The sequence below is a fragment of the Phytohabitans sp. LJ34 genome, from assembly GCF_052068095.1.
Taxonomy (GTDB): domain Bacteria; phylum Actinomycetota; class Actinomycetes; order Mycobacteriales; family Micromonosporaceae; genus Phytohabitans.
Genome location: NZ_JBQHDG010000006.1, coordinates 161233 through 186676, shown reverse-complemented (window position 1 = coordinate 186676; position 25444 = coordinate 161233). Strand labels below are relative to the sequence as shown.

Annotated in this window: 23 protein-coding genes and 1 pseudogene; 14 read left to right on the top strand and 10 right to left on the bottom strand. The window is 73.6% G+C overall.

Translation table 11 applies throughout. From position 1 onward, the window contains the following. The first annotated feature begins 182 nt into the window (after positions 1-182). Entirely contained in the window at positions 183-830 is a 648-nt protein-coding gene (locus ACTMTJ_RS13045; RefSeq protein WP_441216576.1) for a TetR/AcrR family transcriptional regulator, read from the top strand. A gap of 120 nt (positions 831-950) precedes the next feature. Here the strand turns inward: ACTMTJ_RS13045 and ACTMTJ_RS13040 are convergent, their stop codons facing one another. From ACTMTJ_RS13040 to ACTMTJ_RS13030, 3 genes and pseudogenes are all read right to left on the bottom strand, one after another. Continuing rightward, positions 951-2090 carry a GMC oxidoreductase gene (locus ACTMTJ_RS13040; RefSeq protein WP_441216848.1) on the bottom strand — a complete coding sequence of 380 codons (1140 nt, stop codon included), beginning with the start codon at positions 2088-2090 and terminating at the stop codon, positions 951-953. A gap of 174 nt (positions 2091-2264) precedes the next feature. After that, positions 2265-2414: pseudogene (locus ACTMTJ_RS13035) on the bottom strand (FAD-dependent monooxygenase); the annotation flags it as partial. 257 nt (positions 2415-2671) lie between these two features. Then, complete coding sequence (locus ACTMTJ_RS13030) at positions 2672-3904, bottom strand: NAD(P)/FAD-dependent oxidoreductase (RefSeq protein ID WP_441216574.1); 1233 nt, start codon at positions 3902-3904, stop codon at positions 2672-2674. Positions 3905-3985: 81 nt separating this feature from the next. On the opposite strand from ACTMTJ_RS13030, the gene ACTMTJ_RS13025 reads away from it, so the two are divergent. The 3 genes from ACTMTJ_RS13025 (at position 3986) to ACTMTJ_RS13015 (ending at position 7665) form a co-directional block, all read left to right on the top strand. Then, complete coding sequence (locus ACTMTJ_RS13025) at positions 3986-4564, top strand: TetR/AcrR family transcriptional regulator (protein WP_441216572.1); 579 nt, start codon at positions 3986-3988, stop codon at positions 4562-4564. Between the two features lie 149 nt (positions 4565-4713). Then, positions 4714-6033, top strand: a complete 1320-nt coding sequence (locus tag ACTMTJ_RS13020; RefSeq protein WP_441216571.1) for a ferredoxin reductase family protein — start codon at positions 4714-4716, stop codon at positions 6031-6033. A gap of 9 nt (positions 6034-6042) precedes the next feature. Further along, positions 6043-7665, top strand: coding sequence for an amidohydrolase (locus ACTMTJ_RS13015; protein WP_441216569.1), 1623 nt, complete (start codon positions 6043-6045; stop codon positions 7663-7665). Between the two features lie 339 nt (positions 7666-8004). Here the strand turns inward: ACTMTJ_RS13015 and ACTMTJ_RS13010 are convergent, their stop codons facing one another. Further along, positions 8005-8628 (bottom strand): hypothetical protein, encoded by a 624-nt coding sequence (locus tag ACTMTJ_RS13010; RefSeq protein ID WP_441216568.1) that lies wholly within the window; start codon positions 8626-8628, stop codon positions 8005-8007. A gap of 182 nt (positions 8629-8810) precedes the next feature. Here ACTMTJ_RS13010 and ACTMTJ_RS13005 point away from each other — a divergent pair, with 182 nt between their 5' ends. From ACTMTJ_RS13005 to ACTMTJ_RS12995, 3 genes are read left to right on the top strand one after another with little or no spacing between them, the layout of a single operon-like run. Then, on the top strand, positions 8811-9941 hold the full coding sequence (locus ACTMTJ_RS13005; protein ID WP_441216566.1) for a sensor histidine kinase: 1131 nt from the start codon (positions 8811-8813) through the stop codon (positions 9939-9941). After that, entirely contained in the window at positions 9938-10606 is a 669-nt protein-coding gene (locus ACTMTJ_RS13000; protein WP_441216564.1) for a response regulator, read from the top strand. The genes ACTMTJ_RS13005 and ACTMTJ_RS13000 overlap by 4 nt, the downstream gene beginning before the upstream one ends. A gap of 38 nt (positions 10607-10644) precedes the next feature. Continuing rightward, positions 10645-11340, top strand: coding sequence for an SMI1/KNR4 family protein (locus ACTMTJ_RS12995; protein WP_441216562.1), 696 nt, complete (start codon positions 10645-10647; stop codon positions 11338-11340). Here ACTMTJ_RS12995 and ACTMTJ_RS12990 read toward each other — a convergent pair. Continuing rightward, a complete protein-coding gene (locus ACTMTJ_RS12990) occupies positions 11337-14714 on the bottom strand; it encodes a glycosyl hydrolase family 95 catalytic domain-containing protein (protein WP_441216560.1) in 3378 nt (1125 codons plus the stop codon). The genes ACTMTJ_RS12995 and ACTMTJ_RS12990 overlap by 4 nt on opposite strands. Before the next feature lie 166 nt (positions 14715-14880). On the opposite strand from ACTMTJ_RS12990, the gene ACTMTJ_RS12985 reads away from it, so the two are divergent. After that, complete coding sequence (locus tag ACTMTJ_RS12985; RefSeq protein WP_441216558.1) at positions 14881-15666, top strand: ArsR/SmtB family transcription factor; 786 nt, start codon at positions 14881-14883, stop codon at positions 15664-15666. An 85-nt stretch (positions 15667-15751) separates the two neighbouring features. Here the strand turns inward: ACTMTJ_RS12985 and ACTMTJ_RS12980 are convergent, their stop codons facing one another. Then, entirely contained in the window at positions 15752-16570 is an 819-nt protein-coding gene (locus ACTMTJ_RS12980) for an NmrA family transcriptional regulator (RefSeq protein ID WP_441216556.1), read from the bottom strand. An 80-nt stretch (positions 16571-16650) separates the two neighbouring features. Here ACTMTJ_RS12980 and ACTMTJ_RS12975 point away from each other — a divergent pair, with 80 nt between their 5' ends. Next, positions 16651-17595 carry an AraC family transcriptional regulator gene (locus ACTMTJ_RS12975; protein ID WP_441216554.1) on the top strand — a complete coding sequence of 315 codons (945 nt, stop codon included), beginning with the start codon at positions 16651-16653 and terminating at the stop codon, positions 17593-17595. Between the two features lie 226 nt (positions 17596-17821). On the opposite strand, the gene ACTMTJ_RS12970 is transcribed toward ACTMTJ_RS12975, so the two are convergent. Further along, positions 17822-18322, bottom strand: coding sequence for a DUF2231 domain-containing protein (locus ACTMTJ_RS12970; RefSeq protein ID WP_441216553.1), 501 nt, complete (start codon positions 18320-18322; stop codon positions 17822-17824). Positions 18323-18414: 92 nt separating this feature from the next. Between ACTMTJ_RS12970 and ACTMTJ_RS12965 the strand changes: the two genes are divergently transcribed. Continuing rightward, positions 18415-19182 carry a hypothetical protein gene (locus ACTMTJ_RS12965; RefSeq protein ID WP_441216551.1) on the top strand — a complete coding sequence of 256 codons (768 nt, stop codon included), beginning with the start codon at positions 18415-18417 and terminating at the stop codon, positions 19180-19182. On the opposite strand, the gene ACTMTJ_RS12960 is transcribed toward ACTMTJ_RS12965, so the two are convergent. Beyond that, entirely contained in the window at positions 19179-19538 is a 360-nt protein-coding gene (locus ACTMTJ_RS12960; protein ID WP_441216549.1) for a hypothetical protein, read from the bottom strand. The genes ACTMTJ_RS12965 and ACTMTJ_RS12960 overlap by 4 nt on opposite strands. A 32-nt stretch (positions 19539-19570) precedes the next feature. Here ACTMTJ_RS12960 and ACTMTJ_RS12955 point away from each other — a divergent pair, with 32 nt between their 5' ends. The 3 genes from ACTMTJ_RS12955 to ACTMTJ_RS12945 all read left to right on the top strand — a co-directional run bounded on the left by ACTMTJ_RS12955 (position 19571) and on the right by ACTMTJ_RS12945 (position 21778). Continuing rightward, positions 19571-19741, top strand: a complete 171-nt coding sequence (locus ACTMTJ_RS12955; protein WP_441216547.1) for a hypothetical protein — start codon at positions 19571-19573, stop codon at positions 19739-19741. Between the two features lie 63 nt (positions 19742-19804). Further along, positions 19805-20644, top strand: a complete 840-nt coding sequence (locus ACTMTJ_RS12950) for a M55 family metallopeptidase (protein WP_441216546.1) — start codon at positions 19805-19807, stop codon at positions 20642-20644. Positions 20645-20683: 39 nt separating this feature from the next. Continuing rightward, positions 20684-21778, top strand: a complete 1095-nt coding sequence (locus tag ACTMTJ_RS12945) for a hypothetical protein (protein ID WP_441216545.1) — start codon at positions 20684-20686, stop codon at positions 21776-21778. A 209-nt stretch (positions 21779-21987) separates the two neighbouring features. Here ACTMTJ_RS12945 and ACTMTJ_RS12940 read toward each other — a convergent pair whose 3' ends face one another. Beyond that, on the bottom strand, positions 21988-23028 hold the full coding sequence (locus ACTMTJ_RS12940; RefSeq protein WP_441216544.1) for a hypothetical protein: 1041 nt from the start codon (positions 23026-23028) through the stop codon (positions 21988-21990). A gap of 494 nt (positions 23029-23522) precedes the next feature. Continuing rightward, the gene (locus ACTMTJ_RS12935) at positions 23523-24422 is read right to left on the bottom strand and encodes an ArsR/SmtB family transcription factor (protein WP_441216542.1); all 900 of its coding nucleotides are present in this window, start codon (positions 24420-24422) and stop codon (positions 23523-23525) included. Between the two features lie 98 nt (positions 24423-24520). Between ACTMTJ_RS12935 and ACTMTJ_RS12930 the strand changes: the two genes are divergently transcribed. Next, a complete protein-coding gene (locus tag ACTMTJ_RS12930; protein ID WP_441216541.1) occupies positions 24521-25423 on the top strand; it encodes an alpha/beta hydrolase family esterase in 903 nt (300 codons plus the stop codon). The last annotated feature ends 21 nt before the right edge of the window (positions 25424-25444 follow it).

Below are 25444 nucleotides of genomic sequence, written 5' to 3'. Positions count from 1 at the left end.
CGGAACCGTCCGCCTCTACCATGACGAGGGCGACCGGCGCCTGCTCGTCCTCGGGTGCCTCTGGGGCCTCCACCTCGGGGTCATCCACGACGCCGCTCCCCGGTATCTTGACGAATGCCTCAACTTACGTCGGAACCGTAGCACTAAACTTGGGGCCACCGTCAACTTAGGTGGGGAGGGTCATGGCGAAGGGTGCGCTGCGCGCCGACGCGCGCCGCAACATCGAGAAGCTCCGCGTGGCCGCCGTGATGGTCTTCCGGGAGAAAGGGCTGCACGCCCCCCTCGAGGAGATCGCCCAGCGGGCCGGTGTGAGCTCGGGCACGCTGTACAACCGGTTCGGCACCCGGGAGGCGCTGATCGACGCGGTCATGCCCGAGCTCGCCGCGCAGAGCCTCGGCGAGGTCGCCAGGCGCGCACAGGCCGCGCGTGACCCGTGGGACGGCTTCGCCGGCTACGTCATGGGCGTATGCGAGCTCCAGGCCAGCGACCCCGCGCTCAACGACGTGATCTCCCGTCGGTACGCCGCCGAGCAGCTCACCGTCATCTGCCGGGTGACCGAGGAGCGCGAGCGCTACATCATCGAGCGGGCCCAGCGCGAAGGCCTGCTGCGCGCCGACTTCACCCGCGAGGACATGCTCTTCGTCTTCTGGTCCACCGCGATGCTCGTGCGGCACACCACGGGCGCCGCGCCGGACGCGTGGCGGCGCAGCGTCGGCTTCCTCCTCGACGGCCTCCGCGCCGAGGCGGCGCACCCACTACAGGCCGAGCCGCTGACCCGCGACCAGATGGAAGAGGTCATGTTCCGCCTCGGCGAGGTGGGGACGATTTAGGGACACACCTTCCCCTTCGCGTCACCTGGGGACCGCATGAGTCGTGGAGCGTCTCCTCGGGATGCCTCCCGCGGGCAGCGCCACGGTCCGCGGGCCGGCGGGGCTCGCCGAGATCCCGGCTCACGTGGCGGCGGTGATGGCCTCCGCGGCGCGGACGGCCAAGGCCATGCTCGTGAGGGTGGTGTTGCAGGCGACACCGGCCGGGATCACGCCCCCGCCGCCGAGGTAGAGGTTGTCGAGGCCCCACACCTTCCCATGCGGGTCGATGACGCTGTCCCGCTTGTCCGCGCCCATCCGGGTCGTCCCCGTGATGTGCAGGGCGAAGCCGGCTTCCAGGAACCGGGGCTCGGCGCCCGGCAGGAACTTGCCGAGTGCTGTCGCCGCCTTCGTCATGTCGGTGAGCATGTCGTCGGCGCGTGCCCGGTCGGCCGCGCTCGGTCCGAAGTGGAACGTCGGCTGCGGCAGGCCGTAGGGGTCGGTGACCCGCGCGGAGAAGGTCACCGCGTTTTCCCGCCGCACGTCGCAGGTGCTGAACCACACCAGGTCGGTGACCGTCCGCCGGTCGACGCCGGCCGGTACCGCCGCGTAGCCGAAGATGCCGCGGTGCAGCTGGGCGTGCCACGGCCGTCCCTCCGCCACCGGGATCCAGAGGTTGGGCTCCACTGTGGCCGGTCCGTCGTCGAGCCGCCGGGCGAGGTCGTCGGAGAGCGCCACTTGGCAGGTGGCCATCGTCTGCTCGCACAGGTAGCGACCGAGTGCGTCCGGCCGGATGCCGGAAGCCCAGAGCAGCTGTGGAGTGAGCACCGAACCGCCCGCCACCACGTACGTGTCGGCCACGAGCGTGCGTTCTGTGCCGGTGGTCAGGTCGCGTACGACCGCGCCGGTGACCCGCCCGCCACTGTGGACGAGGCCGATGCAGAGGTGCTCGGGCAGGAGCGTGAAGCGGGGGTCGTCAGCCGCGCTCGGGCCGTGGCGGTCACCGCCCTTGAGGATGACCTCGGGCCCGCTCCAGTGCACCCGCGGAGGGTCGAGGCTCAGCCGCTCGACGGCCAGGGGGAGGCAACGTACGTCGTAGCCGGTCTCGTCGAGCTTTTCCGTGACAATCCGGCCCTGTGTCGACATTTCATAGGCGTCGGCGGTCGTGTGCAAGAGAGTTTCCGCCACGCCGTACAGCCGGGAGAGCTCGCCGTCGCCGACGAGCGGAATGTGCTCGACGACCGGATGTGCCCGTGGTGTGGCACACGCCCAGAAAATGCCCATTCCGCCAATCGCCCGCGCGACACGGGAAGCGCCGAGATTGGTCGCCGGATCCTGATCCGGGTTGATGTGTGAATCGCTTTCGGATCTTCGGGCGGGCGGGACCGATATCCGCGTAGCACTACTCTTGATGACGTTGATAAATGTGTCCGGGTTGTGCTGATAGGTCGCCGCATTTCGTAGATGCCCAGCTACCTCGGGCGATCTCGACTCGCCGGCGTCGATCATGGTGACGTCCATCCCCGCGCTCACCAGGAGCCGGGCGAACGTGCAGCCGACCGGACCGGAACCGACGACAAGTGCGCTCTTCGCCACGGCGGCCTCCATCGTCACGACGGTGCAATGAAGCTAGCCACACATTGAGAAGAATGCATCCCGTATTCGGGCACAGGTCGGCGATCGTTCACCTGTTGTGGAGTGCTGATGGAAGTTAATTGTCTTCTTTACGGCGACATATCGGTGGACGTCGGAAGGGCGGTGCGAATCGCCTACGCATCGGTCATTCGCCAAACCGGGGGCGGTGAGCCTCGGCCGTGGGTCCCGGTCGTACGTTGGCTGGTGCGGTGGCGGCCGCGGGTGAGCCCCTATCCGGCCGGGGTCGACGACCACCGCCTCGCGGCGTTGTCGGTGAGGCGCGCGGCGGCGAGGCGCAGGGCGGTGCGGGCGTTGAAGAACTCGTCCACCGGCGACATCCCCGCGAACGCCCCGAAGAGCCGCTCCACCTCCGCCGGCCGCCGCAGCTCGGCCAGCGTGCGCAGGAAGAGCCGCTCGGCTGGTCCACTGTGGTAGGTCGCGAGCCGGAGCGTGAAGTCGTACATCGGGCGCAGCGCCCGGTCGCGGTCGCGCTGGTGGGCGGCGAGCGCGGCGCGCAGCGGGCTCGTGCCGCCGAGGCCGGCGGTGATCGCGCCGGCCAGGCCCTCCGCGTCGCGCAAGGCGTTGGCTATGCCCTGCGCGGAGACCGGGTCCATGGTCACACCCGCGTCGCCGACGAGGCACCAGCCCGGACCGTGCGCCGGCCGGACGTGGTTGGGCAGGTCGGGCGTCGTGCGCAGCCGCTCGGCGCGGGTGCCGGCCCGCACCCGGGCGCCGAGGTCGCCGCACCGGTCGAGTGCCGCCAAGTAGGCGCCCTCGGGGTCGGCGCGGAAGGACTCGAAGGCGGCGAGCGGCGCCGACATGTACACCATCGTGAGCCCGTCGTTGGTGGGGAAGGCGGCCGCGGCGAGGCCCTCGCGCTGGTGCAGCTCGCCCGTCGTCATCGGCACGCCGGCCCAGTACGTGTAGCTCGCGAACGAGCGCGGTGCGCGGTGCCGGTACGCGCGGGCCCGCACCGCCTGGGCGACGAACGAACGCTTTCCGTCCGCGCCGACCACCAGCCGCGCGTGCGCGGCCGTATCTTGACCCCCGGGTGAACTTCCGCGGACGCCGACGACCCGGCCGTCCTCCCAGACGAGCTCCGCCACCCGCCACCGCTCCCGCACCTCGGCGCCGGCCGCCCGCGCCGCCTCGACCAGCGCATGGTCGAGCACGGTGCGGCGCGGGCTGTGGATGGCGCCACCCGCCGGGAAGGTGCCGTCGAGCACCGCACCGGACGACTCGAAACGCACCCGGCGGGTGGGCGGCGCGTCGCCGAGCCGGTCGAGCAGGCCCCACCGCGCCAGCCGCTCGACGCCGGGCGGCTGGACCTGGTGCGAGGAGGGGGTGTCGCTGGGGAAGGCGGCGCGGTCGACCGCGAGGACCCGTAGGCCCTGGCGGGCGAGAAGGAGCGCGGTGGCCGCGCCGGCCACTCGCGCGCCGACCACGATCACGTCGTACGTCATGTGCGCCCCCGTCCACAGGCGTCCTGTCGTCCACAGTCACCATACGATGCCGTATGGTTGGCCGTACGATAGCGTATGTGCATGGCCGAGGGGAAGCGCCGCCTGGCGCGGGAAGACTGGGTGGAGGCGGCGCTCGTCGCGATCGCGGACGGCGGGGTGGCGGCGGTGGCCGTCGAGCCGCTCGCCGCCCGCCTCGGCACCACGAAGGGCAGCTTCTACTGGCATTTCCCCAGCCGGGCGGCGCTGCTGGAGGCCGCGCTGGCGCGGTGGGAGGAGCAGACCACCACCGCCGTGATCGACGAGATCGCCAACGCGACCGAGGATCCGGCCGGCCAGCTCCGCGCCCTCATCGTGCGGGTGATCGAGGCCGCGGAGCGCGACCGTGTGGGTCCGGCGTTGCTGGCCGCCGCCGGGCAGCCGGCGGTGGCGCGGGCGATCGACCGGGTCACCCGGGCGCGGATCGGGCTGATCGTCACGGTCTTCAGCCGGCTCGGCTTCCCGCTGCCGGAGGCCCGGTCGCGCGCCCTGCTCGCCTACAGCGCGTACCTCGGTCACGCCCAGCTCGCACACTCCACCGAGGGCGTGCTGCCGGACACGGCGGACGGCCGGCGCGCCTACCTGCGAGACGTGATGAGCGTGCTCGCCGCGCCTGCGGGCTGAGTCGCCGTGCCCGCGGGCTGAGTCGCCGCGCCCGCGGGCTGAGTCGCCGCGCCCGGCGGCTGAGTCGCCGCTCAGCACGAAGCGTCGGAAAGCCGACTGACCTCACCTGCCGCTCCCGCTCGTACTGACAATGCCGGGAAGCCGATCATGTGGGGGCGATTGTCATGGCCGTGGGCGTGGTGGCGCGGGTGGCGCTGTGGACAGCCGTCGCGGCTCACCTCGCGGTGGTGGAGTACCTGTTCGTCCGCTACGGCCAGGGCAAGAACTCGCTGCTCACCGCCGGCAAGTTCTTCGGCCTGCACCTCGCGTCGCTCATGATGCTCCAGCTCGTGCTGGTGGCCCGCCTGCCGTGGCTGGACCGGCGCATCGGGATGGACCGGCTCACCGTGTGGCACCGGTGGATCGGGTTCGGCCTCTTCTGGACCCTCATTCTCCACTTCACCTTCATCGTCGCCGGCTACTCGGACCTCGGCTCGGACTCGCCGTGGGACACCTTCCTCAGCCTGGTCGGTGTGACCGCTTCGCTGCTCGGCATGTTGGCGGCCGCGATCATCCTGGTGGTCGCCTCAATTTCCATCCGATACGTGCGCCGCCGCCTGCCGTACGAGGCCTGGCACGCCCTGCACCTGCTGATCTACGTGGCGCTGGGCATCGGGTTGGTGCACCAGGCGATGGAGGGAACCACCTTCGACTCGACGTGGGCCACGGCGTACTGGTGGGCGGTGTGGGGGCTCGTGATCGCCGCCTTGCTCGCCGGCCGCCTGCTCCTGCCGGTGTGGCGCAACCTCCACCACAGGTTCAGGGTCGCGGCGGTGATACCCGAGTCGGACGACGTGGTCTCCGTCCACGTCACCGGCCGCCACCTCGACCGGCTGCCGGCCCGGGCCGGGCAGTTCTTCATCTGGCGGTTTCCCGGCCACCACGGCTGGTGGCGGGCCAACCCGTTCTCGCTCTCGGCGGCGCCCAATGGCCGCTCGCTGCGGCTGACCGCGAAGGCAGTCGGGAAGGGAAGTGCCGGGCTGCGCCACGTGCCGGTCGGCAGCCGGGTCTTCGTCGAGGGGCCGTACGGCGCGTTCACGAGCATCCACCAGACCCGCCCGGCGTCGCTGCTCATCGCCGGTGGGGTGGGCATCACGCCGATCCGGGCGCTGCTGGAGGAGCCGGGCGGCCCGACGACCGTCCTGTACCGGGTGCACACGGCGGCGGAAGCCGTGCTGCTGCCCGAGCTCCAGGCCCTGGCCAAGGCCCGGGGCGCGCACCTCTACGTACTCACCGGCCGCACCGGTGCCGGTACGCCGCCGAACGTGCCGTTCGCCCCGGACAACCTCGCCGCCGCCATCCCGGACATCGTGCTGCGGGACGTCTTCGTCTGTGGCCCGCCGGCGATGACGGACGCGGTCGTCCACAGCCTCCGCGTGCTCGGCGTCCCGCGGCGGCAGGTGCACGCCGAGAAGTTCAGCCTGGCCTAAAGTTGCGTCGTGTCCAGGCCTGACCTCGTCTTCGTGGGCGGCTCGGTCTTCGCCGGCGGTCGCTCCCGGCCCGGCGGGGTCGCGGTCCGCGGCGGGCGGATCGTCGCCGTCGGCCCGGACGTACGCGACCTCGCCGGTCCGGGCACCACGGTCGTCGACCTCGCCGGCGGACTGCTCCTGCCCGGGTTCACCGACGCCCACGTGCACCCGGTGTACGCGGGCATCCAGCTGCTCGGCTGCACGCTCGACCGGGACAGCGACGCGGCGGGGTATGTGGAGAGCGTGCGCGCCTACGCGGCCGCCCACCCCGACCAGCTGTGGATACGCGGCGGTGGCTGGTCGATGGAGGCCTTTCCGGGCGGCACGCCGCGCAAAGTGCCGCTGGACGAGGCCGTGCCGGACCGCCCGGTCTACCTGCCCAACCGCGACTACCACGGCGCCTGGGTCAACAGCCGCGCGCTGGCCCTGGCCGGCATCGACCGCCACACACCCGACCCGCCCGACGGCCGTATCGAGCGCGACCCCGGCGGCGAGCCGACCGGCATGCTGCACGAGGGCGCTGCCCTGCTGGTCGGCCGGCTGCTGCCGGCACTCACCGACCACGACCTGGACACCGCGTTCGACCTCGCGCAGCGGCACCTCTTCGCCCTCGGCGTGACCGGCTGGCAGGACGCGATCGTCGGCTCCTACCTGGGCCAGCCCGACCCGCTCGACACCTACCTGCGCGCGGACACCACCGGGCGGCTGCGGGCGCGGGTGACCGGTGCGCTCTGGTGGGACCGCGAGCGCGGCCTCGACCAGCTGGACGACCTGCGCGAGCGCCGCTCGGCTGCGGCCGCCGGGCGGCGCTTCGCGACCCCGGCCGTGAAGATCATGCTCGACGGGGTCGCGGAGAACTTCACCGCCGCGATGACCCGGCCCTACCGCGACGGGCACGGTCACGACACCGGCAACGCCGGCCTGTCCTTCGTGGACCCGGCGGCGCTGCGCGAGTATGTCACCCGGCTCGACGCGGAGGGCTTCCAGGTGCATTTCCACGCGCTCGGCGACCGCGCCGTGCGCGAGGCCCTCGACGCGGTCGAAGCCGCCCGCCACCGCAACGGTCCGCGCGGCGGGCGGCACCACCTCGCCCACCTCCAGGTCGTACAGGCGGCGGATGTGCCGCGCTTCGGCCACCTTGGGGCGGCCGCCAACATGCAGCCGCTGTGGGCCTGCCACGAGCCGCAGATGGACGAGCTGACGATCCCGTTCCTCGGCGAAGGGCTTGCGGCCCGGCAGTACCCGTTCGGCGACCTCCACCGTGCCGGCGCGCACCTCGCGGCGGGCAGCGACTGGCCGGTCAGCAGCCCCGACCCGCTGTGGGGCGTGAAGGTGGCGGTGACCCGGGTGGCGCCGGGCGAGTCGGCGGCACCCTTCCTGGCCGAGCAGGCGCTGGACCTGTCGGCGGCGCTGACCGCGTACACGGCCGGCAGCGCCTGGGTCAACCACCACGAGCACGTGTGCGGGGCGCTCGAGGTGGGGCTCGCGGCGGACCTCGCCGTCCTCGACCGCGACCCGTTCGCCGGGCCGCCGGAGGAGATCGACAGGGCGCGTGTCGTGGCCACCTACGTCGGCGGCGGGCGGGTCCATTGAGGACCGCGGCGCGTCGCCGAGGCGGAGCGGGAGCGGCCGCGGTGGGTGGGCTGACGAGCCCGCCACACCGCTCCCGAGCCGGTCTACGGGTGCCGCGCGGCACCACACCGCCGGCGCCGTGCGCCGCCACCGCCGGGTGGACGACGTCGGCCGGGATCGTGCGCCGCCACCGCGCGGCGGACGACGTCCCCCGCCGTCGGGCCGGCCGTTACCGCTCCGCGTGACTAGCCGGCTACGGCGTCCGCCCGCCGTCGGGCCGGCCGTTACCGCTCCGCGTGACTAGCCGGCTACGGCGTCCGCCGCCGTAGCCGGCCGTTACCGCTCCGCGTCACCAGCCGGCTACCGCGTCCGCACGTCCGCCCCGGTGCGTTCCGGCTGTGCGCCGCCGCGCCCGGCCGCCTGCCCGCCCGTCGCGGCGCGTACCGCCACGCACAGCCAGATGAGCGATCCGCCGGCGAGCACGTGCACCGCGCTGGTCAGCGGCGAGTCGGGCAGCGGGGCGAGCAGCGCCAGGAGCGTGAACGCGGCGCCGTACCCGGCCGCCGGCACGGTCGGAAGCACCCGGGCGCGCACCATCGACACGCTGAACAGGATCGTGCCGGCCACGAAGACCAGCGCGCTGCCGAGCACCGCGAAGCGGGTCGGTCCGGCCAGCACCTCGTCGGCGACCGCCTCGTCGACGTAGAACAGCACCAAGTTGAGGGCGAAGGCAACTCCGGCGAACAGGCCGAGACCGATCACGTTCACCGCGTACGCGATCGCGCCGAAGTGGCCCGACTCGACGCGTTGACGCAGGTAGAGGGCGGTCAGGGCGGGCGCCCCGAACGCCGCGCCGACACCGATGACGAAGCTCGTCGCCGCGGTCTCGCCGGTGAACGCCTCGACGAGGCCCGGCACGGCTGTGGACAACCCGAGGACAACGCCGCAGGCGGCCCCGAAGCGCAGCAACCAGGTTGTGGACATGGCGGCACCTTCCTTCTGGATACGTGTTTGCGGCGACCGTAGGTGCGCGCGGCCGGTCGGGGTAAGTGCCGAGCAGCCAGTCGGACGGCACGTGCGGAACGGCCAGAAAGCGGTCGCGGGTGGTCCGGATCCGGGCGCCGGGCCGTAGCCTGCACTTGCAGGTGGCGTGGAAGGAGGCCCGGATGGACCGTCCCCGGCGGCCCGTCCCGTGGGCGGTGGCCGTGGTGTACGGCGCCGTGCTCGCCGGCGGCGTCTACTGGTCGCTGGTCGGTGAGGGCCTCGACCATCCGGGCCGGCTCGCCGGCTTCGTACTCGTGCTCGCCCTCCTCTTCGGCGTCGAGCTGGTCGAGTGGCGCACGCCGGTCCACCCCGGCGTCCTGCTCGCCGCGCGGATCGGGCTCTTCGCGGCCGCCGCGTCGCTCGACGGGTCGGGCACCTCGCGGGCGCTGTTCGTGCTCGTGCCGTTCGTCGCGTACTTCGCCTTCGGCCGGGCCACCAGCGTCGCGCTCGCCGCCGCCTGCCTCGCGTTCATCGTCACCGGGTTCAGCCTGTCCACACCGGACTGGTACCGGGACGCCGAGTACGTCTCCGACCTCCTCATGTTCACGATCGGGCTGGTGCTCGCCGTCTGCATGGCGGCTGTCGCCAGCGCCGAGCGCGAGGCCCGTGGCCGGCTGGAGAGCACGCTCGACCGGGTCGCGGAGCTGTCCGCCGCCATGGAGCGCAACAGGGTGGCGCGCGACATCCACGACAGCCTCGGCCATCACCTCACCGCGATCGCGATCCAGCTGGAGAAGGCCACCGCGTTCGCCGACCGCGACCCGGCGCTCGCCGAGCGGGCCATCGCCGACGCGCGGGCGTCGGCCCGGGACGCGCTGGCCGACGTGCGCCGTTCGGTGCGCGCGCTGCGCGAGGAGCGGCCGCCGTTCTCGTTGCGGGACGCGCTCACCGGCCTCGCCGGCGACGGGGGTGAGCCGGCGGTCACCGTCACGGTCACCGGCGAGCCCGACCGGTACGACACCGCGGCGCTCACCGCGCTGTACCGCGCCGCCCAGGAAGGGCTGACCAACGCGCGCCGCCACGCGAAGGCGAGCGTGGTGACGGTGTCGGCGGCGTTCGACGAGGCGGGCGCGCGGCTCGTCGTCGCGGACGACGGGCGCGGGTTCGCGACGCCGGGCGAGGGGTTCGGCCTGCTCGGCATGCGCGAGCGGGTGGAGCTCGTCGGCGGCGCGGTGAGCGTCGACAGTGGACCGGGCGCCGGCACGGTCATCACCGTGACGATCCCGCCGGCGCCGGCCTGGAGCGCGGCATGAGCGACGCGGTGCGGGTGCTCGTCGTCGACGACCAGCAGCTCGTGCGCGAGGGCATCGCGTCGCTGCTCGGCATCCAGCCCGGCATCACCGTCGTGGGCACCGCGGCGGACGGGAAGGCCGCCGTCAACGCGGCCGCCGAACTGGCGCCGCACGTGGTGCTGATGGACGTGCGCATGCCCGAGATGGACGGTGTGGAGGCGACCGCCATCCTGCACCGGCGGGCGCCGGAGGTGCGGGTCATCATGCTGACCACGTTCGACGACGAGGAGTACGTGTTGCAGGCGCTGCGCGCGGGCGCGAGCGGCTACCTGCTCAAGGACCTGCCCGCTGCCGACCTCGCCCAAGCGGTGCGGCTGGCCAACGCCGGCGTCGCGCAGCTCGACTCGTCGGTGACCGCCAGCCTGGCCGCCGCGCTCGCCCGCGGTGGCGCCCGCCCGGTCGCGCCGCCGCCCGCGCCCCGCCCCGACGAGGTGCTGACCGCCCGCGAGATAGACATCCTGCGCCTCGTCGCCACCGGCTCGACCAACCGGGAGATCGCCGGGCGGCTCTTCCTGAGTGAGGGCACAGTCAAGAACCACATATCGCGCATCCTCGGCCGGCTCGGTCTGCGCGACCGGACCCAGGCCGCCGTGTACGCGCACGACCACGGGCTGCTGCCCGACTAGGCCTCCCGGAAGTGCGCCGGCCGCCTACTATTCCGTCCGTGACGTTGGACATCGCCTGGGTGCGCGAAGGGCTCGCGACACTCGCCGCCCGCGAGCCCGGTGACTCGCCGTCGCTGGCCAGCCGGGCACACGGATACCGGCTGCGCGAGCCGGTCGACACCGCGACCCTCGACCGCGCGGAGCGCGCCATCGGGGCTCCGCTTCCCGAGGGGTACCGGCACTTCGTGTCCGCCGTCGGCGACGGTGGCGCCGGTCCGTACTGGGGCGTCGTCCCGCTCGGCGAGGCGCTCGAACGCCTGGAGGACGGCCTCACCGCCCTCGGCCGCGACTGTCCACTGTCGGCGGACGTCGACTTCGGCGAGCTGACCGGCCAGCCCGACGACTGGGACGCGCACGTGGCCCGCCTCGAGTCGGACCCCTCGTACCAGGAACACTACGACCGTCTCAGTGAGACCTACGTGGCGTCGCCGTGGGTCGACGGCCGGCTTCCCCTCGTCGACTACGGGTGCGGCGACTGGTTCTTCCTCGTGGTGCGCGGCCCGCGGCGCGGCACCGTGTGGGTGGACAGTGTGGACGGCGGCACGGGCCTGTACTGCCTGGAGGTCGACTTCCCGACGTTCTACGCGCGCTGGCTGCGCCGCGAGCTGGCGGGGCAGGCGAAGCCGAACGCGTACTACTCCTATCTGGAGTTCGGCGACAACCCGCGCTACCGTCCACTGGATCCGTCCGTCTAGGATCCCGCACCCTCGCCGAAGGCGAGCGCCTGCCACCGGCCCACGTCGGCTGTGGACAGTGCCGACGGGAAGACGGCAATGCGGTCCACCTCGCCGGTCAGGCGCTGCCCGCCGCCCTGGTCGGCCGCGAAGCGCAGCTCCCGATGGTTGCACCCGAAGACGGCCGGGCCCACCTGGGCCGTCGCGGCCACCTGGCCGTCCAGGTAGACGGTCAGGTCGCCCTCGTCGAGGGTGACGACCACGTCGACGTACCGGCCGGTCGGCACGACCGCGTTCGTCGTGACGCCCTGGCCGGCGCCGATGAAGCGCACCTGGTTGGACGGCGTCAGGTCGATCAGGACGCCGTCGGTGCCCGGGTCGCCGCTCGGCTGGGAGTCGAAAAGGCGGCGGTAGCCACCGCTGGTCGTCACCTTCACCTCCGCCGCGAACGTGGCGCTCGGCAGGTATCCCAGCGTCGTCGGCGCGGTGCGCAGGAACCGGGCGCCGTCGAGTATCAGCGCGCCGCCGGTCGTGTAGGCGGCTCCACCCTGGACGGTGGCGTCACGGCCGTAGAACGAGGCGTCCACGATGGTGTCGCCGCTCGCCGGGTCCCACGCGACGAGCGGACCCGCCGCCGGGTCGGGGACCGGGCAGGGTGGCGGCACGGGCAGCCGTACCGTGGCGAACCCGGCCGTCCGCCAGCCCGGACCGGTGAGCCTGGCGCTCAGTCGCGCCCGGCCGGGAGCCGCGTCGGACGTCGCCTCGACGGTGAAGCGGTACACCTGCGAGTCACCGGCCTGGAGGCGCGGCACCCGCACGGTGCCGGGGCGGACGGTCCACCCCGCCGGTGCGGCCAGGCGCAGGCTCGACGCGGGGACGTTCGCCGCGGCGCCCACCGTCACGGTCACCGGCGCCGACCCACCGACCTCCAGTGTGGACGGAGCCGACACGGCCACGGTCACGTCGGCGGTGGCCACGTACCGGTGCCCCGCGCGCGCGGTGAACGTGATCCGCTCGCCGGCGCCCTCCGGCCGCACCGTACGGCCGGTGGTGGTGTCGACGAGGCGGTACGGGCCGGCGAACAGCGGGCTGCGCAGCGTCACCTCGCCGGTAGTGCCGGCGGTCACCGCGATCTCCTGGGCCGCGCCGCTGGCCCACCGCGCGTCGACGGTGAGGTCGCCGCGGGCCCGCAGCCCCTCGACCGAGCCGTCCGGCCAGGCCCCCGGCAGGGCCGGCAGCACGTGCACGTCTCCGGTGTGGCTCTGTAGCAGCATCTCCGCCACACCGGCGGTCGCCCCGAAGTTGCCGTCGATCTGGAACGGCGGGTGCGTGTCCCACAAGTTGGGCAGCGTGCTGAACCGCAGTTGCTCGGTCAGCATCTTGTGGGCGTGGTCGCCGTCCAGCAGGCGGGACCAGAAGTTGACTTTCCAGGCCTTGCTCCAGCCGGTGCCGCCGTCGCCGCGCGCGGTCAGCGAGACCTTGGCGGCCGCCGTGAGCTCGGGGTCGGTGAGCGGTGCGATCTGGTCGCCGGGATGCAGTGCGAACAGGTGCGAGACGTGCCGGTGCTGGTCGGTAGGGCTGTCCCAGTCACCCTTCCACTCCTGGAGCTGGCCCCAGGAGCCGATCCGGGTGCCCGGATCCAGCCGCGCCAGCGTGGTCTTGACGGTGGCGCGGAACGGTCCGTCGCCGCCGAGCACCTTGCCCGCCTCCAGCAGGTTGGTGAACAGGCTCCACACGATCTGCTGCGACATCGAGGCGCCCGCGGTGAACTCGCCGTTCTCCGGCGAGTAGCTCGGCGACACCACGAGCCTGCCGTCGCGCGGGTCGACCACCAGCTCGTCCAGCCAGAACTCGACCAGCTCGCGCATCAGCGGGTACGCCCGCTGCCGCAGGAACGCGGTGTCCCTTGTGAACTGGTAGTGCTCCCAGTAGTGCAGCGCCAGCCACGCGCCCGCTTCCGGAAACCAGAACGACTGCGGGTAGCTGTGCACGCCGGTGAAGCCCCACGGGTTAGTCTCGTTGTTGACGACCCAGCCCCGGTTGTCGTACATGTACCGCGCCGTGTGGCGGCCGGGCGGCACCATCGCGTCCACGTAGTCGAAGAGCGGTCCCGTGGTCTCCGACAGGTTGGTGGTCTCGGCGGGCCAGTAGTTCATCTGTAGGTTGATGTTGACGTGGTAGTCGGCGTCCCACGGCGGGTTCGTCGAGTTGTTCCACACGCCCTGAAGGTTGGCCGGCAGCGAGCCGTCCCGGGACGAGGCGATCAGCAGGTAGCGGCCGTACTGGAAGTACAGCGCCTCCAGGGCCCGGTCGGCCGGGCTCGTGCCGCCCACATAGGACCTGAGCAGCTCGTCGGTCGGTATCGCCGGCATCGACTGTCCGATGTCGAGCGAGACCCGGGCGAAGAGCGCCGCGTGGTCGGCGCGGTGGGCGGCCAGCAGGTCGTCGTACGACTTCACGGCGGCCGCGTCGACGGTGGCGGTGACCGCGGCGTGCGGGTCCGGGCCGCGGTAGGTCGGGTACCGGTCGGCGTAGTCGGTGCCCGCGCCCAGGATCACGACGGCCGCGTCGGCGCCGCTGACGGTCACGGTGCCGTCCGCGTTGTCGCCGCGCGTGCCGCCCTCGTTGCGTACCAGGATCTGGCTTTCGAACGTGAGCTTGTTGTCGTCGAGCGTGCCGGCGAACGTGATGCGCCCGCCCGCGGCGGTGGTGGTCTTCGACCGGTTGCCGGGCGCGGTGACGCCGGCGGTGAAGGCCACCTTGCCCGGCCGGTCCGCGCTCACCCGCACGACGAGCACGCCGTCCGGGTAGCTGGCGAAGTACTCCCGGGTGTAGCGCACGTCGCCGTCCACGTAGGACACGCGGGCTACGGCGTGCGCGATGTCCAGCTCGCGGCGGTACTCCCGCACGGTGCCCGGGTCGGTGGGCAGCCGGAGGGTGAGGTCGCCGAACGTGTTGTACGAGCCGAAACCGCTCTTGGGCTGTCCGAGCCGGTCGGCCACCTCCGGCGGGCTGATCCGCAGGCGCGCGTCGAGGTCGCGCCGCACCTGCTCGATGGCGCCGGGGCGGGGCGAGGTCCAGTTGCCGAAGTTGTATCCCTGCGTCGAGCCGGGTCCGCCGGTCCACAGTGTCTTCTCGTTGAACTGCACGGTCTCGGTGGCCACGCCGCCGAAGACCATGCCGCCCAGCGCGCCGTTGCCGATCGGCAGTGCCTGGGTCTCCCAGTTGGTGGCGGGCTCGTCATACCAGAGGGTCATGGGGTCTCCGGTGGCGGTGGGACCGGTCACAGTGCCGGCGGCGGGGGAGGGGCCCCACGCCGGGGCGACCGCTACGAGGGTGGCGGCGACGCAGGTGGCCAGCAGCCGCCGCAGGCGATGATGGGAGAGGACGCGCATGTGTCAACTCCTGCCATCCGATGTTTCGTCCGAAAGATTACGGACGATATCGACAAGAAACAAGGCTCGATCGATATAGCTCCGATGTATGTGCCGCGGTTGACATGCAGCCATCTGGCTGCCTAAGGTCAAAGGCAGCCAGATGGCTGCCTAACGGATGGCGACGATGGACGAGGTATTCAAGGCACTCGCGGACCCCAGCCGCCGCCGGTTGCTCGACCGGCTCAACGAGCGCAACGGCCAGACGCTTCAGGAGCTCTGCGCGGGCCTTGCGATGGCGCGGCAGTCGGTGAGCAAGCACCTCGCGGTGCTCGAGGCGGCCCGGCTGGTCACCACACAGCGTCGCGGCCGGGAGAAGCTGCACTTTCTCAACGCCGAGCCGATCAACGCCATCGCCGACCGGTGGATGAACCGGTACGACCGGGCGCGGGCCGACGCCCTCGCCGATCTCAAGCACGCCCTGGAGGAGCAGACGATGGACGACAGGTTCGTCTACATCACGTACATCAAGTCCACGCCGGAGCGCACCTGGGCCGCGCTCACCGATCCGGCTTTCACGAAGCGTTACTGGGGCGTCGCGCTCAAGTCCGACTGGCAGGTGGGCAGCGCGGTCACCTGGGAGCTCGACAAGGTGACGATCGCCGACGGCGGCTCGGTGGTGCTCGCCGCGGAGCCGCCGCGCAAGCTGAGCTACTCGTGGCACACGGTCACACCGGAGTTCGTGGCGGCGTTCGGCGACGACCACGACTTTCTCGAGAAGGCCTCGGCGGAGCGCCGGTCGAAGGTGACGTTCGACATCGAGCCCGCCGGCGACCTGGTCAAGCTCACCGTGACGCACGACGACTTCGACCCCGGCAGCGTGATCCTCGGCGGTGTCTCCGAGGGCTGGCCGCCGATCCTGTCCAGCCTCAAGACGCTGCTGGAGACCGGGGAGCCGCTGACGGTCGAGTAGCGGTGGCGGAGAGGCGCGGCCACGGGGGCCGCGCCTCTGTCCACCTGTGGACGGCGGCCACTGTGTTCGCCGTCCACAGGAGCGGTCAGCGCGGAGTCCACACGCCGGTCGCGGCGGCGGCCCGGACGAAGTCGCCGAAGTCGCGGGCCTCGTGACCGGTCACACGCTTGACGTCGTCGGTGACGTGGGCGTTGCGGCCGTCGAGGATGCGGACGAACAGGTCGGTCAGCGCCTCCGCCTCCTCGACCGGCACGCCACCGGCGAGCATCCGCGCGGTGCATTCGGCCGGCGTGACGTGCGCGAAGCGCACCGCCCGCCCGGACGCGGCCGAGATCTCCGCCGCCGCCTCGGCGAACGTCACCGGCCGCGGGCCGGTCAGCTCGTAGGTCATCCCGTGGTGCCCGTCCTCGGTCAGCGCCGCCACCACCACGTCCGCCACGTCCTCCAGGTCGACGAACGGCTCGGGAACGTCGGTGGGCAGCGCGATCTCGCCGGCCAGAACCGGCGGGAGCAGGAAGTACTCGTTGAAGTCCTGCGCGAACCAGCTCGCCCGGACCACCGTCCACTCTGTAGCGACCGCGCACAGCCCGTGCTCGGAAACCTCCGCCTCCTCCTCGCCGCGGCCGGACAGCAGCACCAGGCGGCGTACACCGGCGGCGGTGGCCCGTTCCGCGAAGGCCCGGATCGACTCGGCGGCGCCGGGGAACGCGAGGTCGGGGTAGTAGGTGACGTAGGCGGCGGCGACGCCGTCGAACAGCGGGATCCAGGTGTCGGGCTCGGCGTTCCAGTCGAAGGGCGGCTGCCCCGAGCGCGAGCCGACGCGGACCGGCAGGCCGCGCGCGGTGAGACGGTCGTTGACCCGGCGGCCGGTCTTGCCGGTGCCGCCAATCAGCAGGAAAGTCATGTGTTCATTGGACCGGCGGGCGTCCGCGCGGACCATGGCCGACGAGCGCACGACCATACGCGATCGTCTACGCTGGGCGGGTGGATGCGCTCGCCGGTCTGCTCGACGGCCCCCGTGCCCGCGGGGCGTTCCTGCTCCGCGTGGTGCTCGACCCGCCCTGGTCGGTCCGCGTGCGGGATCGCGCGCCGCTGGCCGTCTTCGCCGTCGCGCGCGGCACCGCCTGGCTCATGACCGCCGGCCGCGACCCCGTCGAGGCGCGCGCCGGCGACGTCGTCGTGGTGCGCGGGCCGGATCCGTACACGGTGGCCGACGACCCGGCGACGCCACCGCAGGTGATCATCCATCCGGACGAGCGCTGCACGACGCTGTACGGCGAGGATCTGAGCGTCGCGATGGACCGCGGCGTGCGCACGTGGGGCAACGCCGACGACGGCGCGTCGGTGATGCTCGTCGGCACCTACCAGAGCGCCGGCGAGATCAGCGACCGGCTGCTGCGCGCGCTCCCGCCGGTGCTCGTGCTGGCCCGCGACGAGTGGGACAGCCCGCTCGTCCCGTTGCTCGCCACCGAGATCACCAAAGACGACCAGGGCCAGTCCGCGGTCCTGGACCGCCTCCTCGACCTGCTGCTCATCGCGGTGCTCCGGGCCTGGTTCGCGCGGGCCGAGTCGGCGCCGGGGTGGTTTCGCGCGCAGGCCGACCCCGTGGTCGGTCGGGCGCTGCGGATGCTGCACAACCACCCGGCCCACCCGTGGACGGTCGCCGGCCTCGCCGGGCGGCTCGGCGTGTCTCGCGCCGCGCTGGCCCGGCGCTTCACCGACCTGGTCGGCGAGCCGCCGATGGCATACCTCACGTCGTGGCGCCTCGCCCTGGCCGCCGACCTGCTCCGCGAGCCGGACGCGACGCTGGGCGCGGTGGCGCGGCAGGTGGGATACGGCAGCCCGTTCGCGCTGAGCGCCGCGTTCAAGCGGGTGCGTGGGGTGAGCCCGCAGGAGCACCGGGCGGCGGCTCAGCCCGGCGCGGGTTGAGCCGCCGCGTGTGCCTGATCGGCCGCTCAGCCCGATGTGGGTTGAGCCGCCGCCTTGCTCATCGGTCGCTCAGCCCGGCGGGGCTGAGCTGGCGCGTTGCTGACCGGTCGCTCAACCCGGCGCGGGTTGAGCCGCCGCGTTGCTGACCGGTGGCTCAGCCTGTCGCGGCTGAGCCACCGCTGACTGATCGGTCGCTCAGGAGAGCCGTGCCTGGGCGACCGGTCGGTCACTGGCCCTCCCACACCGCCTTGGCGCCGGAGTCGCCGGTGCGGACGACGTAGTACAGCGCGAACGCGGCCGCCACGACCGACAGCACGGTCAGTGCCAGCGACACCACCCGCGTGCCGCCCGGGCCGCCCGCGGTGCGAGCCACGGCGCCGGTCGGGCCGACGAAGTACACCAGGGCCAGCGTGACCACGCCCAGCGCGATCGCCGCCCACATCGTGTTCGTACCGAAGCCCTGGTGCCGCTCGATGGTCGGGATGAACTCCTCGGTTACCCGGCCCCGCTCCCGCATCCGGTCGAAGAACGCGTCGCCGGAGAGCTTCGCCGCCAGCGCCGAGAGCGGGCCGACGACCGCGAGACCGGCCAGTACCAGCCGGATGTGCGGGCGCAGGAAGGGCAGCAGCGCGTACGCCACCGCCGCCAGAGCGAGCAGCGGCACGAAGACCACGGCCGCGTGTATCAGCAGGGGATGGGCGGGAATCCCCATGAACTCCTCGAACAACGGTGCCTCCTCGGTCGGGCTGCGCGTTAGCGTACGGGTACCACGCGCGGCGGGCGCGGATGGTTCAATCCTCAACCAAGATAATGACCAACATGGACGGAACGGTCGAGCGGGTACTGGCACGCATCCGGCGGGACATGCCGGACGTCGTGGCGGTGTTCCTGTGCGGCAGCAGACTGCGCGGCGACTCAGGACCGCACAGCGACCTCGACTTCGACGCGCTCCTGCCGGAGGGGCCGCGCGACGAGTCGGCCGGCTGGTTCGACGGCCCGCTGCGGGTCTCGGTGTGGGTGCGCGACGTCGAACGGTGGCGCGCCGAGCCCGACGAGGCCCAGGAATGGGCCTTCGGGCTGCCCGCCGTGCAGCGCCTGCGCCTGTGCTGGGCCGCCACTCAGGAGTGGCGCGACCGGCTCGACCGCACCGAGGTGACCCACCCGGCCGGCGTGCCCGAGCTGGACCATTTCCTCGGCGACCTGGCGAAGGTGGCCAACGCCCGCCACGCCGGCGACGGGCTCGGCCTGCGGCTCGCGGCCCAGGACCTCGCCCGGTCCTGTCCCGCGCTGCTGGCACCGGTCAACCCCGCGCCCGCGGTGGCCAGCCGCCGCGCGGCGCTGACAGCCGCGCTGTCGGTCCATGTCGCTCCGCCCGGGTACGCCCGGGACCTCACCGCGTGCCTCGGCCTCGGCGACGGTCCCTCCACAGAGGAGGTGTACGCGGCGGCGGCCCGCCTAGGCGCCGGCGTCCTCGCGGTGCTGGAGTCGCATGTGGACGTCTACGCCGCGGTGCTCCCCGCCGACCTGGCCGCCCAGCTGCGCGACGGCACGCTGCGGCGCCACGTCGACGAGATGCTGCTCGCCTAGTCCACCAGGTCGGAGTCGGTCAACACGAGCGTGCCCGAGTCGGGGGCCACCTCCCAGGTGTCCCGCCACTGCCCGACGCGGCCGCCGTCCCAGTACTCGATCCACACCAGACTCACCGCCTCGCGCGGGTCGGCGGACTCGGGCACGTCGAGGTCCACGGTGGACTCGGTGACCACGTCGGGCGGGATGTCCGAGCGCACCGACTCGAGGCGGGCCGCCCGCGAGGTGACCGGGCCGCGGTCGGGGCGCGACCACACCGCGAACACGTCGACGGCGGGCTGTCCCGTGCCGCACCGCACCGCGCCGAAGACGCGGCCGTCGACGCGGGTGAGGGTCGGGTACACCCGCGGGCGCACCGAGCGGGCCTGCGTCTCGCGACCGGCGGGCGGTGGCGCTGCTCTCGGCGGCCGCGCGCATCGAGCCGAGCGCCGCCACCGCGGCGAACCCGGCCGCCGCGACCGTCCCGGCCGCCTCCAGCGCACCCACCAGTGCGCCGTTGTCCCGGAACCCGATGAACAGCCCGAACAGGACCACCAGGGCCAGCAACGTCAGCCCGTAGGCGGCCAGTCTCCTTGATCGACTCACCCGCCGACGGTATCTGGCGCCGCCATAAGGTTGGCGGATGGCTGGTTCACCGAGGGTGTTGATCTCCGCGGACCTGGAGGGCGTCTCCGGGATCGTCCACCCGACCGAGACGAACCCCGGCGGGTACGACTACGAGCGGAGCCGCGAGCTGATGACCGCGGAGGTCAACGCGGCAGTCGCCGGCGTGCTGGCCGCCGAGCCATCCGCCACGGTGCTGGTGGCGGACGCGCACGGGCCGTTCCGCAACCTGCTGCCCGAGCGGCTCGACCGGCGGGTGCGGCTGGTGCGCGGCAAGCCGCGCCCGCTTGGCATGATGGCCGGCCTCGACGGCGCGACCGGCGCGGTGCTGTTCGTCGGATACCACGCCCGCGCCGGCACCGGACCCGCGGTGCTCGCCCACACCAGCAGCGACGCGCTGCTCGACGTCCGGCTGGACGGCCGGCCCATGGGGGAGATCGGCCTCAACGCGGCCCTGGCCGGGCACGCCGGCGCGCCGGTGGTGCTGCTCAGCGGCGACGAGGCGGCCTGCGCCGAGCTGGCGGACCTGGTGCCGGACGCGCTGACCGTGCCGGTCAAGCGCGCGCTGGGCCAGTCCGCCGCCGAGACCCTCCACCCGGAGGAGGCCCGCGAACGGCTGCGCGAGGCGGCGGCCACGGCCGTCTCCCGGCGCGCCGAGGTGCGGCCGCTGGTGCTGCCCGGCCCGGTGCGGCTGGAGGTCGACCTGTTCGGACCGTACACAGTGGATCTGGCCATGCTGGTGCCCGGCGTGGAGCGCGCCGCGGGCGGCCGGACGGTGGCCTTCGGCGCGGCGGACCTTCCCGAGGCGTACCGGATGGTGCAGCTGCTGGTGCAGCTCGCCCAGATTAAACCCGGATGAGGCGTCGCGCCGGTTGGGTGGAGAGTGGACACTGGCGGGATGCCGTCCACGACCGACGTGATCCAGGTCGCCACCGGGGTCGCCAGCCTGGCGGTGTCGGCGCTGGCGCTGCGGGAGGCCCGGCTCCAGCGGGTCGGCCGCGACGGGAGCGGCCCGCCTCCACCGGCGCCGGCACCGCACCTGCCGGTCGCGACGGCCACGGCGGTGCCGCTCGAGCCGTCGCCGGTCCCGCCGCTGCCGCCGGCGAGCGTCCCGCCGCCAGCCGCCCAGCCGCCGGTGTGCGCTCCGCCGGACCTCACTAGCCCGCCGGCGGACGTGCCGCCGGTGACCGCGCCCCTGCCGCGCCCGGCGACGGCGTCCGGTCCGCCGGGTCCCGCACCAGCCGCCTCGCCGCCGGGGGCGCCGTGGACCGTCGGGCCGGAGTCGCCGTCGCCTTACGCGCGGCCGTCCGGCGAAGGGGCGCCGGGGACGGCTGGGCCGGAGTCGCGGCGTGCGCCCGGAGAGGCTGGGCCGGATTCGTCGCGGGCGCCCGGAGAGGGCGCGGCTGGGCCGGATTCGTCGCGGGCGCCGGGGAAGGGTGCGGCCGGGCCCGAGTCGCCGTGGCCTCCGGCGCGGGAGCCGGCCGCGCCGGCGTCGCCGTTGCCGTCCGCGTGGCCGCCGGGACAAGGTGCGGCCGGGCCGGCGGGCCGGGGGCAGCCTGGTTACCCGGTCCCGCCTTCGGATGGTGGCGCGCAGGTGTGGCCCGGGGCGCAGGAGAGGCCGGCGGCGGCCCGTGCCGGGGGGTGGCTGCCGTGGGTGGCCGTGGTCGGGGTGGCGACGGTGTTCGTCGTCCTGGGCGGCGTGGTGCTCTTCGCACGGGAGGACGGCCCGACCGTGTCCGGCGGGCGGGCGGAGGCGGTGAGCCAGGGTTGGGTGTTCGCCTCGATGGCGCTGCTGGTGTTGACCGTCGTGATCGCGCTGGTCGTGCGCGGCCGCCGGGCGCCGTCGCGGGTGGTCTGGGCGGCCGTGCCGGCCGTCCTCGCCGCCGCTTCGGTCGCCGTCATCGTCTACGTCCTGCCGGTGCACGCCGCGGTCAAGCTCGGCGCGGTCGTCGCCGCGCTCGGTGTGGCGGCCTGGACCGCATTCCGCCGCTGAGCCTTACCGCCCGAGTCCGACCTGGAGACCGGCGGGTGGGGTCGGCCCTGCCGGCCGAGTCGCCGCCGCGGTCCCGTGCGGTCGCGGGCCTCTCGCCTGTGCGGTTGGGCCTCACGGCCGGGCGGCGCGACTCGAGGTTGTCACCGTCTGCCGCCCGGCGGCGCCGGGACGCGGCCGGGCGTCGCCGCCCGGCCGCGCTGACTGTCCGGTCAGTCGACGACGCGTGGCGCGGTCTTCGCCGCGGCGCTGAGGGCGGCGGCCTCGCTGGCGTAGGGGTTGTAGGTGTAGGTGCGGGAGACGCCGCCGGGGATCGTGAAGTACTCGGCGGAGAGCTTGGCCGGGTTGGTGGCGATCTCGCCACGGCCGGGCAGGTCGTCGCCGTCGTCCCAGCCCCACGGGGCGTTCGCCGAGTTGGTGCCGCAGCCGAAGGTGCCCGTGCCGCAGCCGCCGGTGGTGTCGCCGGCGAAGGTGCCCAGGTTGGCGAAGAGGCTCGTGTTGCCGCGTTCCGCCCACAGGCCGCCGGCCGCGAAGATGTCGACGAGCTGGTAGCGCACGTCGCGGTCGTTTCCGCCACTCGGCGTCTCGGCCACGGTGGACGGGTAGTAGACGATGCCGTCGCCGTTGATGGCGTACTGCGGGTGGGCCTTGAGCCCGTGTCCCTGCGCCTCCTGCGCGGTCACCGGGTGCAGGAACGAGTCGTGCGGTGAGGCGGCCAAGTTGAGGGTGCCGTCAACATTCTCCCGCCCACCCGACCAGGTGCTGCCCGCCGTCGTGTACGAGTAGAAGTTGGTGTGCGCGACGGTCACCGCGCCGCGTAGCACGCCGTACTCCGAGCCGTCCCGCTCGATGGCGAGCATCACCCCTTCGCCGTCGTTTTCGTGCTCGGTCTCGAAGAACGGGTGGTCGACCCAGTCGCGGGGGTGGAAGAAGAGGTACGTGATGTACCAGTGGGTGCTCGTCTCGGCCACCGAGTAGTACGCGTGCGCGGCGAGCGAGGTGCCCGACTGGCCGGCGCGGTCCCAGTTGTTGCGGCCGTTGAGGTCGCCGTCGAAGTCGACGCGCGTGATGTAGTCGGCGCGGCCGCTGAGCGCGTGGGTGCCGGTGGCGTCCACGTCTTGGTGGTGGATCGGCGCCCAGCGCAGTGCGAGCTGCGCCCGGCTGGGCGCGGCGGCGGCCGGCGACGGCACCGCCAGCCCCATGGCCACGAGCGCCGCGGTGGCGACGGCGGCCACTGTGGATCTGTTGAGCATGGTTCCTCCCCACAATCCGGATGGATCGATTGCGAGGAATCTTCGCGGTCCGCGGCGCCGCGCGCGTGACCGCCGGGCGAAAACCGGATAGATGCCGGTCAACGGGAAGTATCTGGCACCGGCGCGGTGCGGGCGCTCCGCCGGGCACCCGCCGAGCCGCGGGGACGGCCTCGCTCGGCCGGGCACGCGCGGGGTCGCGGGGTCGCGGCGACCGGCATGCTCCGCTGGGCAGGCGTCGGGCCGCGGGGACCGGCCTCGCTCGGCCGGGCACGCGCGGGGTCGCGGGGTCGCGGGGGCCGACATGCTCCGCTGGGCAGGCGTCGGGCCGCGGGGGACCGGCCCGCTCGGCCGGGCACGCGCGGGGTCGCGGGAACCGGCATGCTCCGCTGGGCAGGCGTCGGGCCGCGGGGGACCGGCCCGGCCCCGCCAGGCCGGGCACCTGTCGGGCCGCGGGCATGCTCCGCGGGGTCGCGGTCGAGCGCGGGCCGGTGCGGTCAGCCGGCGCCGCCGAGCATCTCGACGCCTAGCGGGGTGAGGCGGTGCACGACCGCGCAGCCTTCGCGTTCGCTGGTGAGTAGGCCGGCGGCCCGTAGTGCGGCCGTGTGTTCGGACGCCGAGGGCAGGCTGACGCCCGCCGCGCGGGCCAGGGTGGTCGTCGTGTGGCGGCCCGGCTCGCCGAGCTGGCGCAGCACCGCCGCCCGGGTCCGTCCCAGCAGCCGGGCCAGGGCGTCTCCGCCGGCGGCTGGTGGCGGCGCGACCGGGAAGACGAGCAACGCGGGGCGCCCGCGCTCCACCAGCAGGCGCGGGCGCGGTCCGGCGAACGGGCTGGGCACGAGCACCACTCCCGCACCGGTGCCGTCCAGGTCGGCGCTCCACCAGGTGTCCACCTCGAGCACCGGCGCGCGCCACCGCACCGACGGGTGCAGGCCGGCCAGCACGCCGTCCACACCGGACAGTGCCCATTGACGGGCGGCCCGGTCCACCCACCGCCGGTGGGCGAGCGCGACGGCGTTCCACTGTGGACGCAGCTCGGTGTCGAACCAGGCGCCGAGCGCGGACGCGAGCAGCTCCACCGTCTCGCGGTCGCCGTCGGCGAGCCGGCGCCGCCACGGGGTGGCGGGTAGGCGGGCGTACGCCCGCGTCACGTCCGCCCGCACCCGCCGCCGCGGTGTGGAGCGGATCGCGTCGACGCCCGCCTCGACCGAGTCGAGACCCTGGTACGGCGTGACGAAGTCGGGCAGCAGCCCGCGCTCCGGGAGCAGGTGCCGCAGCGGGCCCGGCACCGTGGCGCCGCGCAGTACCTGGCTCGCAAGCGCGGCCGCGCCGACCGGGTGCGGGCGGGCACCGAACCGTACCCGGCCCAGGTCGGCGGGGGAGAGCCGCAACGTGATCATCCATGCAGCTTGCCGGTGTTCGGCGCTCGCCGAAAGGGTTGACCCCAGCGTGACCGGTCACGCACGGTATGCCGGTGCGACGGACTGCTCTGGGTGCGATGTCAGTCGGGCTGCTGCTCGCCCTCGCCGCGTGCGGTGACGAGCCGCCCGGCGGCGGCGGGGCGCCCCGTGGAGGCGAGGCGGCCCCGAGCGCGCCGCCGCCCACCTCCGCCGCCGCGGTGCGGCCGGCGCCCGGGAAGCACGCGCTCACCCTGGACCACGGCGGCACGGCCCGCCGCTACCGCCTGCACGCGCCCGCCGGCTACGACGGGACGCGGCCGGTGCCGCTGGTGATCGCGCTGCATCCGTTCCCCGGTGACGGCCTGTCGATGAGTGAGATGGTCGGCCTGGACGCGCTCGCGGAGCGGGAGGGCTTCCTCGCCGCGTACCCGGACGGGGTGAACGGCGGCTTCAACGCGTTCGTCTGCTGTGGACAGGCCGACGACGTCGGCTTCCTCACCGCGCTCGCCGCCCAGCTTGTGCGGGAGTGGAAGGTGGACGCCGACCGGGTGTACCTGACCGGCATCTCCAATGGTGGCGACCTCAGCTTCCGCGCGGCGGTGGAGGCGACCGGGGTCTTCGCGGCGATCGGCGCGGTGAGCGGCGGCTTCATCGGCGCGCTTCCGGCGGGGGAGAGCTACGCGCCGAAGAGTCCCGTCTCGGTGATCACCTTCATCGGCGACCAGGACCGCTACGCGGGCGAATTTGAGGCAGGCATCAAGAACTGGCGGGAACGGTTGCGCTGCGTCGAGGTGAAACCGGCGCCGAAGCGGCCGGCTCGGAACGTGGCGCTGAGCCGGGCGCGGTGCGCGGACGGGAGTGACGTCGAGGTGTACACGATCGGGGGGATGGGGCACTCCTGGCCCGGGGCGACCGCGGGTGCGATGGCCGCGCCGGACGCGGGGGTGGTGGCGACCGACCTGGTGTGGCGGTTCTTCGCCGCTCACCCACGCAAAAGCTGACGCCGCGCCGCCGGACCCGGC

Bases quoted from the DNA above. Each gene is read 5' to 3' on its own strand.
- ACTMTJ_RS13010 (WP_441216568.1), bottom strand. From the start codon at position 8,628: ATGTCCACAACCTGGTTGCTGCGCTTCGGGGCCGCCTGCGGCGTTGTC.
- ACTMTJ_RS12990 (WP_441216560.1), bottom strand. From the start codon at position 14,714: ATGCGCGTCCTCTCCCATCATCGCCTGCGGCGGCTGCTGGCCACCTGC.
- ACTMTJ_RS13025 (WP_441216572.1), top strand. From the start codon at position 3,986: ATGGCCGAGGGGAAGCGCCGCCTGGCGCGGGAAGACTGGGTGGAGGCG.
- ACTMTJ_RS12940 (WP_441216544.1), bottom strand. From the start codon at position 23,028: ATGCTCAACAGATCCACAGTGGCCGCCGTCGCCACCGCGGCGCTCGTG.
- ACTMTJ_RS13030 (WP_441216574.1), bottom strand. From the start codon at position 3,904: ATGACGTACGACGTGATCGTGGTCGGCGCGCGAGTGGCCGGCGCGGCC.
- ACTMTJ_RS13045 (WP_441216576.1), top strand. From the start codon at position 183: ATGGCGAAGGGTGCGCTGCGCGCCGACGCGCGCCGCAACATCGAGAAG.
- ACTMTJ_RS12935 (WP_441216542.1), bottom strand. From the start codon at position 24,422: ATGATCACGTTGCGGCTCTCCCCCGCCGACCTGGGCCGGGTACGGTTC.
- ACTMTJ_RS12965 (WP_441216551.1), top strand. From the start codon at position 18,415: ATGGACGGAACGGTCGAGCGGGTACTGGCACGCATCCGGCGGGACATG.
- ACTMTJ_RS12950 (WP_441216546.1), top strand. From the start codon at position 19,805: ATGGCTGGTTCACCGAGGGTGTTGATCTCCGCGGACCTGGAGGGCGTC.
- ACTMTJ_RS12980 (WP_441216556.1), bottom strand. From the start codon at position 16,570: ATGACTTTCCTGCTGATTGGCGGCACCGGCAAGACCGGCCGCCGGGTC.
- ACTMTJ_RS12985 (WP_441216558.1), top strand. From the start codon at position 14,881: ATGGACGAGGTATTCAAGGCACTCGCGGACCCCAGCCGCCGCCGGTTG.
- ACTMTJ_RS13040 (WP_441216848.1), bottom strand. From the start codon at position 2,090: ATGGGCATTTTCTGGGCGTGTGCCACACCACGGGCACATCCGGTCGTC.
- ACTMTJ_RS12930 (WP_441216541.1), top strand. From the start codon at position 24,521: ATGTCAGTCGGGCTGCTGCTCGCCCTCGCCGCGTGCGGTGACGAGCCG.
- ACTMTJ_RS12945 (WP_441216545.1), top strand. From the start codon at position 20,684: ATGCCGTCCACGACCGACGTGATCCAGGTCGCCACCGGGGTCGCCAGC.
- ACTMTJ_RS13005 (WP_441216566.1), top strand. From the start codon at position 8,811: ATGGACCGTCCCCGGCGGCCCGTCCCGTGGGCGGTGGCCGTGGTGTAC.
- ACTMTJ_RS13000 (WP_441216564.1), top strand. From the start codon at position 9,938: ATGAGCGACGCGGTGCGGGTGCTCGTCGTCGACGACCAGCAGCTCGTG.